10 protein-coding genes are annotated in these 12,525 nt (G+C 60.0%); 6 read left to right on the top strand and 4 right to left on the bottom strand.

Annotated elements, in window-relative coordinates; genetic code table 11:
- Positions 1 to 104: 104 nt before the first annotated feature.
- From J5Y17_RS08565 to J5Y17_RS08555, 3 genes are all read left to right on the top strand, one after another.
- Positions 105 to 731 (top strand): glutathione S-transferase family protein, encoded by a 627-nt coding sequence (locus J5Y17_RS08565; RefSeq protein ID WP_219784809.1) that lies wholly within the window; start codon positions 105 to 107, stop codon positions 729 to 731.
- Between the two features lie 58 nt (positions 732 to 789).
- Positions 790 to 1,407 carry a flavin reductase family protein gene (locus tag J5Y17_RS08560; RefSeq protein ID WP_219784808.1) on the top strand — a complete coding sequence of 206 codons (618 nt, stop codon included), beginning with the start codon at positions 790 to 792 and terminating at the stop codon, positions 1,405 to 1,407.
- A gap of 69 nt (positions 1,408 to 1,476) precedes the next feature.
- Positions 1,477 to 2,274 (top strand): heme-dependent oxidative N-demethylase subunit alpha family protein, encoded by a 798-nt coding sequence (locus J5Y17_RS08555; protein WP_219784807.1) that lies wholly within the window; start codon positions 1,477 to 1,479, stop codon positions 2,272 to 2,274.
- On the opposite strand, the gene J5Y17_RS08550 is transcribed toward J5Y17_RS08555, so the two are convergent.
- Both J5Y17_RS08550 and acnA read right to left on the bottom strand, forming a co-directional pair.
- Complete coding sequence (locus J5Y17_RS08550) at positions 2,275 to 2,985, bottom strand: tetratricopeptide repeat protein (RefSeq protein ID WP_219784806.1); 711 nt, start codon at positions 2,983 to 2,985, stop codon at positions 2,275 to 2,277.
- A 109-nt stretch (positions 2,986 to 3,094) separates the two neighbouring features.
- Positions 3,095 to 5,842, bottom strand: coding sequence for an aconitate hydratase AcnA (acnA, locus tag J5Y17_RS08545; protein ID WP_219784805.1), 2,748 nt, complete (start codon positions 5,840 to 5,842; stop codon positions 3,095 to 3,097).
- Between the two features lie 313 nt (positions 5,843 to 6,155).
- Between acnA and J5Y17_RS08540 the strand changes: the two genes are divergently transcribed.
- From J5Y17_RS08540 to J5Y17_RS08530, 3 genes are all read left to right on the top strand, one after another.
- Positions 6,156 to 8,945, top strand: coding sequence for a bifunctional aconitate hydratase 2/2-methylisocitrate dehydratase (locus J5Y17_RS08540; RefSeq protein WP_219784804.1), 2,790 nt, complete (start codon positions 6,156 to 6,158; stop codon positions 8,943 to 8,945).
- 176 nt (positions 8,946 to 9,121) lie between these two features.
- Complete coding sequence (locus J5Y17_RS08535) at positions 9,122 to 9,925, top strand: thioredoxin family protein (RefSeq protein WP_219784803.1); 804 nt, start codon at positions 9,122 to 9,124, stop codon at positions 9,923 to 9,925.
- Positions 9,926 to 10,102: 177 nt separating this feature from the next.
- Positions 10,103 to 10,669, top strand: a complete 567-nt coding sequence (locus J5Y17_RS08530) for a hypothetical protein (protein ID WP_219784802.1) — start codon at positions 10,103 to 10,105, stop codon at positions 10,667 to 10,669.
- Positions 10,670 to 10,678: 9 nt separating this feature from the next.
- Here J5Y17_RS08530 and J5Y17_RS08525 read toward each other — a convergent pair whose 3' ends face one another.
- Both J5Y17_RS08525 and J5Y17_RS08520 read right to left on the bottom strand, forming a co-directional pair.
- Positions 10,679 to 11,611 carry a lysophospholipid acyltransferase family protein gene (locus J5Y17_RS08525; protein WP_219784801.1) on the bottom strand — a complete coding sequence of 311 codons (933 nt, stop codon included), beginning with the start codon at positions 11,609 to 11,611 and terminating at the stop codon, positions 10,679 to 10,681.
- The gene (locus J5Y17_RS08520; protein ID WP_219784800.1) at positions 11,608 to 12,513 is read right to left on the bottom strand and encodes a DMT family transporter; all 906 of its coding nucleotides are present in this window, start codon (positions 12,511 to 12,513) and stop codon (positions 11,608 to 11,610) included. Before J5Y17_RS08520 ends, J5Y17_RS08525 begins: the two co-directional genes overlap by 4 nt.
- Positions 12,514 to 12,525: the final 12 nt, after the last annotated feature.

Here is a 12,525-nt window from a genome sequence, read left to right as displayed (position 1 = left end):
GGGTCTCCTTTTTCACGCGAAAGTGCCAAAGCCCTGCTGACGGTTTCTGTCAGCAGAAGACTGCCATGGTCCGCCTGAATTGCAAAGCTCTGAAAGGACAGACCATGCTCACCCTTTATCATGCCCCCAAGTCGCGCAGCTCGCGGATCGTCACGCTTTTGATGGCGCTCGACGCGATGTCGGAGGTCGACATTCGCCTGACCGATATTCCGCGTCAGGACGGGTCTGGTGGGCGCGATCCGCACAACCCGCATCCCGAGGGCAAAGTGCCGTTCCTGATCACGGACGATGGCGAGACGATCCGCGAAAGCAATGCGATCATGCTCTACCTGACCGACCGTTTCGCATCTGATTTTGCGCCCAACGTCGGGGAGGCGGGGCGGGGCGCCTATCTGACCTGGCTGTTTTGGTACGGCAATGTCTTGGAGCCCGCCTATGTGCATCAGATCGCCGGGCTGTCGCACCCGGCTCTGACGGCCACCTTCCGGGGCATGCCGGAGGCGGTGGCCTATCTCGTCGCGGGGCTTGAAGGGCGAGATTTCCTGTTGAGCGATCAGTTCAGCGCCGCCGATCTGTTGATCGCGTCGCCGTTTTTGTGGTTCCCGGAGGCGACACCTGATGTGGCGGTGATCCGCGACTGGGTGGCGAGGTGCGGGGCGGAGCCTGTGATGGCAGAAGCCGCCACCTATGACGCGAAAGCCGCACAAGAGATGGGGCTTGTCCCCGCCTGATGGACTTTCCGGACGTCCTGTGGTCTCTCTGGCCGGATCCACGCCAGAGAGACATCAGATGCAGTTCGATTTCACCACGCTTCCCGCCCGCGATCGCTATCGCTTGCTCACCAATTTCGTGGGGCCACGCCCCATCGCCTTGGTGACCACGGTGAACCCGGACGGCAGTTCGAACGCCGCGCCGATGAGCTTTTTCAACGTGATGTCGTCTGAGCCGCCGCTTTTGGTGTTGGGCATCGCCTCCAAGCCGGAGCAGGAAAAAGACACCGCCGCCAACATCCGCCGCACCGGCGAGTTTGCCATTCATATGGTCGACAAGGCGCTCTCCGAGGCCATGTTGATCGGCGGTCTTGCGGTGCCGACAGGGGTGGATGAATTGGCGTTGGCGGGCGTTGAGACGGAGGCCTGCACGATGATTTCCGCGCCGCGCATCACCGGCGCGTCCTGTGTGTTTGAATGCAAGACCGAGCGTCTTTTGGACTGGCCGAACCGGGTGCTGGTGATTGGCGAGGTGGTGCAGATGCATGTGCGCCGCGACTGCCTCGATGCCGAGGGGCGCTATGTGAACCCCGAGGTCTATCAGCCCATCGCGCGGCTGCATGGCGACAATTATGTCGGCTCCGAGGATCAATTCGTGCTCACCGCGCCGCCGATTGAGACGGTCTTCAAAGGCTAGGATGCTGGTCTCAAGGTTGCGCGGATCTGGTCCCTTCCGGTGCCGGGAAATCCAGTGCAGCATGCCGTCATGGAGCCGATTCTACAGACAAAACTGAGCTTTGCCCCCTGGGCCGATCCGCGCACCGCGCGGTTGCCTGGGGTGATCCCCTTTGAGCTGCATGACTGGCTTGAGGTGGACACGGCTTATGATGCGCAGATGGCCTTGCGCGATCATTTGATTGCCACGACACCGGAGGAGGTCATCGCGTTGGATGAAAGCGCGCGACCGGCGGCTTTGGAATTGCTTGACATGCTTCTGGGTCTCTTGCCAGGGCTCGGGTTTACCATATCTGAGACGGAGATCACGCGCCCCGATGGTGTAACTGTACCGCTTGATCGCGACCAGCCGATGCACAGCTTGGGGCGGCTTTTGCAATGCGATATCTGCCTGATGCAACCCGACCCAAGCGGCGCAACGGAAGAGAGCGTGCTGACGGGCGGGGTGCTCTGTTTTCCCTCCGGCTGGCGGTTGCCCGAGAAATTCATGAAGCCGATGCTGCGTATTCATCAACCGATCGAGGCCTACACCCCCGATCTCGCCACGCGGGTGCAAAGGATGATGAATGGCGTGCAGGTGGGCAGGGGGCTGATGCGAGGGACGGCCTCGCGATCCGATGCGCATCTTTGCGATCCGCGCTCCGAGGGCGAGTACCGTCACGGCACGAACACGTCGAAGTACATCCGGGTGGAGCGCCAAAGCCTTGTGCGTTTGCCGGAAACCCGTGCTGTGGTGTTTACGATCCACACGCAGGTCGTGTTGCCGGAGGCGTTGACCCCGGATCAAGCCGCCGCTTTAGACGCGCGCCCGATCCGCCTCGCGGATTGATCACCACTCCTGCGAGAGCGCCAGAAACTTGGCGAGGCTGTCATCTTCGGGAAAGCGTTTTTTCGCCGCCTTGGCTGTGGCAATCGCGTCGTCGATACGGCGCAGTCCAGCCAGCGCAATCGCTTTTTGCACATGGAGACGCGCACTGGTCTTGGAGTGAAATTCCAGGCCCCGCTCCGCCACCTCCAGCGCGTCTTGCGGGCGCTCCACGATGTTCAAAGCGCGCGCGTAAAAATAGGTGACATCCTCGTTTTCACTGTCGAGATCCATCGCCGCGCCACAGTCCTCCACGGCCAACTCATCCTTGCGAAGCTCTTGGCGCACGACGCAGCGCGACAGATAGCCCTGCATTGTCGGGGCCTCTTTGAGCACCCGCGTGTAAAGCCATTCCGCCGTCTTGTCATAACCCAGTTCATGCCAGGTCCAGGCCAGCATCCGCTGGGTGTTGTGCGAGGGTTCCAGATGTTTCGCGCGGCGCAAGTCTCGGAGAGATTTGCCGTTTTCCCCCAGTTGCCGCCACTCCACCCCGCGCGCGGCCAGCGCCTCGGCCAGTTGATAGTCCGAAAGCTCGGTCTCAAGTGCGGCGGTGCAGGCCTCCACTGTCTCGACCGGCTGCCGATTGGCGTTCAAACTGATACAGGTTTCATACTCCGCAAAAGCCCCCTGCGCCCAGAGCATCAGCCCGCCCGCCAGAACCGTTCCAATCCGCATTCCGTTCTCCTTTTGGGAGAACCTAACCCGTTTCCTTTGCTGCCGAAAATACTCAAAACAAAAGCCCCGTGTGTCCACGGGGCTTTCGCATAACAGATTGGCGTTTTGCTTACGATTTCGCGAGGTTGCGCAGCACGTAGTGCAACACGCCGCCGTTTTCGATGTATTCGATCTCCGGCGCGGTATCGATGCGGCATTTGACCTTGATGGTCTTGGTCGTGCCGTCCGCGTAGGTGATCGCGCAATCGAGCGTCTCAAGCGGTTTCACCGTGTCGAGGCCCATGATGGTGACGGTCTCATCGCCCGTGAGGCCCAGGGTTTTGCGGGTGTCGCCGCCGGTGAATTCGAACGGAACAACGCCCATACCGACTAGGTTGGAGCGGTGGATACGCTCAAAGCTCTCCGCGATCACGGCTTTGACGCCCAATAGCGCGGTGCCTTTCGCGGCCCAGTCGCGCGAGGACCCTGCGCCGTATTGTTCGCCGCCGAAGACCACCAAAGGCGTGCCCGCTTTCTGATAGGCCATCGAGGCTTCGAATACTGAGGTCTGTGCGCCGTCCGGGCCTTTGGTGTAGCCGCCTTCGACGCTGTCCAGCATCTCGTTCTTGATGCGGATGTTGGCAAACGTGCCGCGCATCATCACCTCGTGGTTGCCGCGACGCGACCCGTAGGAGTTGAACTCGCGCACCGGCACGCCGCGCTCTGTGAGGTATTTGCCGGCAGGGGTGCTTTCCTTGAACGAGCCAGCCGGCGAGATGTGGTCGGTGGTGACCATATCGCCCAGAATGAGCATGACTTTCGCGCCTTCGATGTTCTGGATCGATCCTTTCTCGGCCCCCATGCCTTGGAAATAGGGCGGGTTCTGGATGTAGGTCGATTCCGGCGGCCAGTCGTAGGTTTCGCCACCCGAAACCTCAACGCCTTGCCATTTCTCGTCGCCCTTGAAAACATCGGCATATTTCGCCTGAAACGCTGCGCGGGTCACGGTTTTCTCAACGAGTTCCGCGATCTCGGCGTTCGACGGCCAGATGTCTTTCAGGAAGACGTCATTGCCATCTCTGTCTTGGCCGAGTGGCTCCGACGTCAGGTCGATGTTCATGTCACCGGCCAGCGCGTAGGCGACGACCAGCGGCGGGGAGGCGAGGTAGTTGGCGCGCACATCGGGCGAAATCCGGCCTTCGAAGTTGCGGTTGCCAGAGAGCACGGAGGTGGCGATCAGGTCGCCCTCGGCGATGGCTTCGGACAGCTCGGGCGCGATGGGGCCGGAGTTGCCGATACAGGTCGTACAGCCATAGCCCACAAGGTTAAAGCCCACGGCGTCGAGGTCCTCTTGCAGGCCAGCGGCCTCCAGATATTCGGTCACCACCTGAGAGCCGGGGGCGAGCGAGGTTTTCACCCAAGGCTTGCGGTTGAGGCCCAAAGCGCGCGCTTTGCGCGCCACAAGGCCAGCGCCGATCATCACATAGGGGTTCGATGTGTTGGTGCAGGACGTGATCGAGGCGATCACGACGGAGCCGTCATGCAGCTCGTAATCCTGACCTTTGACGGCCTTGGATTTGTTGATGTCGACGGCTTTGGTGGCCGCGGGGCCTTCCTCCAACATGTCTTTGGCGGCGTCGGAGACGTCGATGCCGCGGTAATCGGCGACGACTTTCTCGAAAGCCGAGGCGGCTTGCGTCAGCGCGACATAGTCCTGCGGGCGCTTCGGGCCGGAGATAGCGGGCACGATGGTGCCCATGTCCAGTTCGAGCGTGGAGGAATAGATCGGATCGTAATCCGCGCCACGCCAGAAGCCGTTCTCTTTCGCATAGGCCTCGACCAGCGCGATGCGGTCTTTGTCACGGCCGGTTTGTTCGAGATAGCGCAGCGTCTCGGCGTCAATCGGGAAGAAACCACAGGTCGCGCCATATTCCGGCGCCATGTTGGCAATCGTCGCCCGTTGCGCCAGCGGCAAGTTGTCGAGACCGTCGCCGTAGAATTCAACGAATTTGCCAACCACGCCATGTTCTCGCAGCATTTCGACGACTTTGAGCACCAAATCGGTGCCGGTGGTGCCCTCGATCATCTCGCCGGTGAGTTTGAAGCCCACGACCTCAGGGATCAGCATGGAGATCGGCTGGCCGAGCATGGCGGCTTCGGCCTCGATCCCGCCAACGCCCCAGCCCAGAACGGCGGCGCCATTGACCATTGTGGTGTGGCTATCGGTGCCCACGAGCGTGTCGGGGTAGGCGACTTCCACGCCGTCCGGGTCCGTGTCGGTCCAGACGGTCTGCGCGAGGTATTCGAGGTTCACCTGGTGACAAATCCCGGTGCCCGGCGGTACGACGCGGAAGTTCTCAAATGCGGTCTGGCCCCATTTCAGGAACTGGTAGCGCTCCATGTTGCGCTCATATTCACGATCGACGTTCATCTGGAAGGCACGCGGGTTGCCGAATTCGTCGATCATCACGGAGTGGTCGATCACGAGATCGACCGGCACCAGCGGGTTGATTTTCTTGGCATCGCCGCCCAGGGCCTTGATACCGTCACGCATTGCGGCGAGGTCGACCACGGCGGGAACGCCGGTGAAATCCTGCATCAACACGCGGGCGGGGCGATAGGCGATCTCGCGCGGGTTCTGACCACCATTCTCGGCCCATGCGCCAAAGGCCTTGATGTCATCAGTGGAGACGGAAAAGCCGCCATCCTCGAACCGCAGCATGTTCTCCAGCACCACCTTGAGCGCGGCAGGGAGTTTAGAGAAGGTGCCGAAGCCGGCCTCTTCTGCGGCGGGGATGGAATAATAGGCGAGCGTTTTACCGTTTACCTCTAACGTGCGGCGGGTTTTTGCGGTGTCTTGACCGACAACAACTGTCATGGAATGCCTCCGGCTCTTACTAAAACTGCGCGGTGCAACGATCTGTTGCGCCTGACGTGGCTCTCATGAGTCTTAGCGCATTCTTGCGTCATGTCCATGACCGGGCGGGCAATGGGGATGTGTTTCGGTGGACAGGGCAGAGGGCAGGGGGGTAGAAGAGATTTTAACTGCGGGCGCTGGCATATCTTGCATCCGCCGCGCACTTCGTATACTTTTGCATACAAATAATTCGAGAGTCGGGTGAAGCAAAGATTTGTGGCCCGGCTTTTGAGCTTTCTGTCACCAACTCGCATCTCAAATCGCAGGGACCGTCATGAGCTTGTACACCGACTACCTAACCGAAATCGAAACGCGCAAAACCGAAGGCTTGCACCCGAAGCCCATCGACGATGGCGCGCTGGTTGCTGAGCTGATTTCCCTGATCGAAGACGAGGGCAGCGAGCACCGCAAAGACGCGCTGAACTTCTTCATCTACAACACCCTGCCGGGCACGACCTCCGCCGCTGGCGTGAAAGCCGCGTTCCTGAAGAAGATCGTTTTGGGCGAAGTCACCGTGGCCGAGATCACCCCGGATTTCGCCTTTGAGCTTCTGTCCCACATGAAGGGCGGGCCGTCTGTTGAGGTTCTGCTCGACATCGCGCTGGGCGACGATGCCGCACTGGCCGCGAAAGCCGCAGAGGTGCTCAAAACTCAGGTCTTCCTCTATGAGGCCGACACCGATCGTTTGAAAGCCGCCTATGAGGCCGGCAATGCGGTCGCCAAAGACATTCTCGAAAGCTACGCGAAGGCTGAGTTCTTCACCAAGCTGCCGGACGTCGAAGAAGAGATCAAAGTCGTCACCTATATCGCCGCTGAAGGCGACATTTCCACCGACCTTCTGTCCCCGGGCAATCAGGCGCACTCGCGCTCTGACCGTGAACTGCACGGCAAATGCATGATCACGCCCGAAGCACAGGCCGAGATTCAAGAGCTGCAAAAAGCCAACCCCGATGCCCGCGTCATGCTGATCGCGGAAAAAGGCACCATGGGCGTGGGCTCGTCGCGGATGTCCGGCGTGAACAACGTGGCGCTTTGGACCGGCAAGCAAGCCTCTCCCTATGTGCCGTTTGTGAACATCGCGCCGGTCGTGGCAGGCACCAACGGCATCTCGCCGATCTTCCTCACCACCGTTGGCGTGACCGGCGGCATCGGTCTCGACCTCAAGAACTGGGTCAAGAAAGTCGATGCCGATGGCAAGCCGGTGCTTGACGAGAATGGCGACCCGATCCTCGAGCAGAAATACTCTGTCGAGACGGGCAAGGTGCTGACCATCAACACCAAAGAGAAGAAACTCTATGACGCTGACGGCACCGAGCTGGCTGATGTGTCCTCCGCCTTCACGCCGCAAAAGGTCGAGTTCATGAAAGCCGGTGGCTCTTATGCCGTTGTCTTCGGTAAGAAACTCCAGACCATCGCCGCTGAAACCCTCGGTGTCGAGGCGCCGCTGGTCTTTGCGCCGTCGAAAGAGATCACCAAAGAGGGCCAAGGCCTCACCGCTGTTGAGAAAATCTTCAACCGCAACGCCGTCGGCGTTCTGGCGAAAGAGCCGCTTCTGGCCGGTTCCGATGTGCGTGTGAAGGTCAACATCGTTGGCTCGCAGGACACCACGGGTCTCATGACTTCGCAGGAACTCGAAGCCATGGCCGCCACCGTGATTTCACCCTCCGTGGACGGTGCCTATCAGTCCGGCTGTCACACGGCGTCTGTTTGGGACAAAAAGGCGCAGGCCAACATCCCCAAACTCATGTCCTTCATGAACAAATTCGGCCTGATCACCGCGCGTGACCCGGAAAACCACTACCACGCCATGACCGACGTGATCCACAAGGTGCTGAACGACATCACTGTGGATGACTGGGACATCATCGTGGGCGGCGATAGCCACACCCGCATGTCCAAAGGCGTGGCCTTCGGCGCCGACTCCGGCACCGTGGCTCTGGCGCTGGCGACCGGTGAGGCGACCATGCCGATCCCCGAGTCCGTTAAAGTGACCTTCAAAGGCGAAATGAAGGATTACATGGACTTCCGCGACGTGGTGCATGCCACCCAAGCGCAGATGCTCAAGCAATGCGGAGACAACGTCTTCCAAGGCCGCGTGATCGAAGTGCACATCGGCACGCTTCTGGCGGACCAAGCGTTCACCTTCACCGACTGGACCGCGGAAATGAAGGCGAAAGCTTCCATCTGTATCTCCAATGACGACACCTTGATCGGCTCGCTGGAACTGGCGAAATCCCGTATTCAGGTGATGATCGACAAGGGCATGGACAATGAGGCGAAAACGCTTCAGGGCCTGATCGACAAAGCCGACAAGCGCATCGCGGAGATCTCCTCCGGCGCGAAACCGGCGCTGACCCCGGACCAAGGTGCGAAATACTTCGCGGAGGTTGTTGTTGATCTCGATCTGATCGACGAGCCGATGATCGCCGACCCGGACGTGAACAACGCCGACGTGTCCAAGCGCTACACCCACGACACCATCCGCCCGGTTTCCTACTACGGCGCCGAGAAGAAGGTGGATCTGGGCTTTGTTGGCTCCTGCATGGTGCATAAGGGCGACATGAAAATCGTCGCTCAGATGCTCAAAAACCTCGAGAAAGAGACGGGCAAGGTCGAATTCAAAGCGCCGCTCGTGGTGGCCGCGCCGACCTACAACATCATCGACGAGTTGAAGGAAGAGGGCGACTGGGAAGTGCTTCAGAAGTACTCCGGTTTCGAGTTTGACGATCTCTTCCCGAAGGCCAACGCGCGCACCGAGTATGAGAACACGCTCTACCTCGAACGTCCGGGCTGTAACCTCTGCATGGGCAACCAGGAGAAAGCCGCCAAAGGTGACACCGTTCTGGCGACCTCGACCCGCCTGTTCCAAGGCCGTGTTGTGGAAGACAGCGAGAACAAGAAAGGCGAAAGCCTCTTGGCCTCCACCCCTGTTGTGGTGCTCTCCGCGATCCTCGGCCGCACGCCGACGCTCGACGAGTACAAGCACGCGGTGGAAGGCATCGACCTGACCAAATTCGCCCCGCCGCTTCAGGTGCCGAGCACGGCGAAATCCGCACATTTCTGATCCGTCAGAGATAAAGTTTGAAGAAGGGCGGCACATTATGTGTCGCCCTTTTGCATTGGTCTTCCGGCTGTGACCCTCACGGCACGTTCAACGCCCTGTAACAGCATCTCGCAAATCCTTGATTGGCCTGAAACGCGCAATCGGCTTACACCTGTTGGGCAACCGACGGAGCCGACATGCGACAGATTTTTGCAGCTATGACATCCATTCTCCCCTCTCGCGCCCTGCGGAGCGGAGTTTTGGCGCTTGCTGTTGCCTTGCCGTTCGCGGTGCCCGGGGTCGCTCAAGACGCTCAAAGAGAGGCGAACCAGCCGCTCGTCGTGGTGGAACTCTTCACCTCGCAGGGCTGTTCCTCTTGTCCGCCCGCTGATGCAATGATGGCCGAGCTTGCGACACGCGAGGGGGTTTTGCCGCTGTCCTTGCATGTCGATTACTGGGACTACATCGGCTGGCGCGATGAGTTTGCGAAACCGGAATTTACTAAGCGTCAAAAAGCCTATGCCCATGCCGCTGGCAAACGCACGATCTACACGCCACAACTTATTGTGCAGGGCGCCGATCATCTGGTGGGCGCCAAGCCGATGCATCTGGCCGATCTGATCATGCGCCATAAGGCCCAACCCGCCGCGCCCGTGAACCTTTCCGTGTCGCAATCGGGTCAGACTTTGATGATTACGGCGATGCCGATGGGCGGTTTGCCCGCCAACATGCGTCTGCAAATCGTGCGCTTTGATCCGCATGAACGCGTGTCCATCACCCGTGGTGAAAACGCCGGGCGCGAGGTGGATTACACCAATATTGTCACCGAATGGCGCCCGCTCGTCGATTGGAATGGGCAGGAGCCTCTGGCCGTGTCGCTTGATCTCGATGGCCCCGACAGCGCCGCCGTGCTGCTTCAGGCGACAAGCCCCAACGGCCCTGGTCCTATCTTGGCCGCAGTGCGCGCCGAGGCTCCCATCGGTCAAATCGCCTCGCAGTGAAGTCGTGCGATTTGGTGACCGGGTTTAATCCAACGTAAAGGCTTCGCCGCTAACAAGGTCCCGATGTTGCGCGTTGCAACCTGACTGGAGACTGTTGTGCGCCTTATGCCCCCACTCCCCTTTCACTCTGTTTGGATCCTGTTTCGGGCAATTTTTGCGTCGTTGGTTGCGCTTGTCGTGACTAGTCTGCCCATGAGGGCTGCTGAGCCAGAGGCAGGGCTGCTGAGCCGAGATGATATCTCTCAGGTGCTTCAGGCGTATTTCGACGAGGAGATCGCCGGTTTGGTGCAGGAACCAACGCTGCTTGGTGCTATTCGTGCGCAGAACGAGCGCACAAAAGATCTGACAGAAGCGGAAATTCTCGACCTCGATCTGCAGTGGCGGGCTCAGGTCGGCGAAAAGGAACGCCCATTGGTCGATGCGGTGGTGAAGGGGCCTTCGGCCGAGCGTTTGTTGCACAAAATCGCCCGTGCAGGGGGCGTGATCGCGGAAATTTTCGTTATGGATGCGCAGGGCTTGAACGTGGCTGCCGCAGCCGCGCCCTCGGATTATTGGCAGGGAGATGAGGCCAAGTTCAAGAATTCTTTTGGCGCGGGAAAAGACGGTATGGAGATCGGCGAAATCGAATTCGATGCCTCAATCGGCATCTCTCAGGCGCAGGTCTCGGCCACCATTGTCGATCCGTCTACGGGCGAGCCAATCGGCGCTGTGACCGTCGGTGTCGTCGCGGATTTGCTGCTGTAACTTGATGCTTTAAGACATGCGATCTTGCGCGGCCTTTTTCGCCATGGCTTTCGCAAGACGCTCCGGCTTCCAGCGGCGGTGAATCCAGAACCATTGTTCCATATGCTTCCGCGTGATGGCCTCTAGACTATCGTTCAGGGCCTGCGCCATCTCTTCCGGTGCGCCATGTGGGATCGGCGTCTCGACCTGAACCCGGAAATTCAGCCCATCCGCTTCGCGCACGCCATAGATCGGCACAAGCAGCGCGTCATATTTCAACGCGAGCTCTGCCGCTGAAAGCGCGGTGCGGGCCGGTTTTCCGAAAAACGTCAGCATCGCGCCCTGATGGACATAGACGTCAGAGAGAAACCCGATCATCCCGCCGGATTTCAGATGTTTCAAAAGCTGCGCGTACCCCTTACGACCGCGCGGAAAAAGGGGCTGGCCGATGGTGCCGATCGCTTTGACATAATGCGCGTTGAAGAATTTGTTCTTCATCGGATTGTAAAGCGAGCCGACATCATAGCCGTGGGCAATGAGGGCGGCGCGCGGCACGTCGTAATTGCCGAAATGCCCGGTGTGCAAGATGACAGGGCGGCGATTGTCCCGTGCGTCACGCAGAATCTCGGCGCCGGGGCCATCAAAGCGGATGTCTTTCATCTTGGCGATGAATTCCGGGCCGGAGTAAATCTCGATCAATGTGCGGCCCGCGTTGTCCGGTACTGCCCGCGTCAGGCGTTTGACCTCCTCTTCGGGCAGATCGGGCAGGACGTGGTGCAGGTTTTCGCGCACGCGGGACGTATAGCCGGCCAAAGGGGCAAAGACCCGCGCCATGAACCAGCCCATAAACCGCACTCGCGCGCTGTACGGCAGCGACAGTGCCAGTGCCAAAAGTCCACGCGTCGCGAGATTGCCCAGGTACTGCCCCAGCGTCCCCTCGATCTCTCCGCGTTTGATTTTCATGGCTGACCCATCTCTTCGGGCACGGTGACAGCTGTGCCGGTCTTGCGTTCTCGGTGCCAGACATAGAGCGCGGCGGCCACGATCACAAGGCCACCCAGAACGGTCCAGAGATCCGGCAAACTGTCGAAGACGACATAGCCCAGAGCGACGGCGACGAGGAGGCCGAGGTGTGAAACGGGGGCGATGGCGGAGGCCTCGGTGACGGAATAGGCGCGGATCAAGGTCAATTGCGCGAGAGTGCCGAGACAACCGATGGCCAGCATCAGCCCCACTGAGATGGCGTCCGGGCGCACCCAGGTGAAGGGCACGATTATACTCATCAACGCAGTGCAAAAGAGCGCGGAGTAGAGCAGGCCGGTGATCGGACTTTCTTTGAGGCCGATGTGCCGAGTTGCGAGGGCATAGGTCGCGACGCAGGCCGCCGCGGCCAAGGGCATCAAGGAAGCTGGGGTGAACACATCAGAGCCGGGGCGGATGATGATGAGGGCACCGAGCAGACCAAAGGCGACGCCCAAGCCCCGGCGCGGGCCGACTTTTTCTTTCAGAAACAGTGCTGCCCCCAAGGTGATCAGCATCGGCTGCAATTCGGCGATCGCGATCACCTCAGCCAACCCAAGATGTTGAAGCGCGCCAAAGAAGAACGCGGTCGCGCCGAGGAGCATGATGGCGCGCAGCATTTGAAGCCAAGGGTGGTCTGTGCGCAGCGCGCGACTCAAGCGCGGTGCGAAGATCAGAACCAACACCAGGAGCTGCCCGGCATAGCGCGCCCAAAGCACTTGGGACAGGCTCACGCGCTCCCCCAAAAGTTTGGCGGTCATATCCATCACAGCAAAAGCCGTGACGGAGATTAGCAAATAGATGACGCCGCGCGAGTGCGCGGGGAGGCGGGAAAACCAATTCATAGGGGTGACGCT

Origin of the sequence: Celeribacter sp. PS-C1 (genome assembly GCF_019429625.1) — a bacterium.
GTDB lineage: Bacteria > Pseudomonadota > Alphaproteobacteria > Rhodobacterales > Rhodobacteraceae > Celeribacter.
This window is presented reverse-complemented; position numbering and strand designations above follow the sequence as displayed.

What these genes read in the sequence shown, in the direction of transcription:
- J5Y17_RS08565 (WP_219784809.1), top strand. Translation starts at nt 105, where the DNA reads ATGCTCACCCTTTATCATGCCCCCAAGTCGCGCAGCTCGCGGATCGTC.
- J5Y17_RS08560 (WP_219784808.1), top strand. Translation starts at nt 790, where the DNA reads ATGCAGTTCGATTTCACCACGCTTCCCGCCCGCGATCGCTATCGCTTG.
- J5Y17_RS08555 (WP_219784807.1), top strand. Translation starts at nt 1,477, where the DNA reads ATGGAGCCGATTCTACAGACAAAACTGAGCTTTGCCCCCTGGGCCGAT.
- J5Y17_RS08550 (WP_219784806.1), bottom strand. Translation starts at nt 2,985, where the DNA reads ATGCGGATTGGAACGGTTCTGGCGGGCGGGCTGATGCTCTGGGCGCAG.
- acnA (WP_219784805.1), bottom strand. Translation starts at nt 5,842, where the DNA reads ATGACAGTTGTTGTCGGTCAAGACACCGCAAAAACCCGCCGCACGTTA.
- J5Y17_RS08540 (WP_219784804.1), top strand. Translation starts at nt 6,156, where the DNA reads ATGAGCTTGTACACCGACTACCTAACCGAAATCGAAACGCGCAAAACC.
- J5Y17_RS08535 (WP_219784803.1), top strand. Translation starts at nt 9,122, where the DNA reads ATGCGACAGATTTTTGCAGCTATGACATCCATTCTCCCCTCTCGCGCC.
- J5Y17_RS08525 (WP_219784801.1), bottom strand. Translation starts at nt 11,611, where the DNA reads ATGAAAATCAAACGCGGAGAGATCGAGGGGACGCTGGGGCAGTACCTG.
- J5Y17_RS08520 (WP_219784800.1), bottom strand. Translation starts at nt 12,513, where the DNA reads ATGAATTGGTTTTCCCGCCTCCCCGCGCACTCGCGCGGCGTCATCTAT.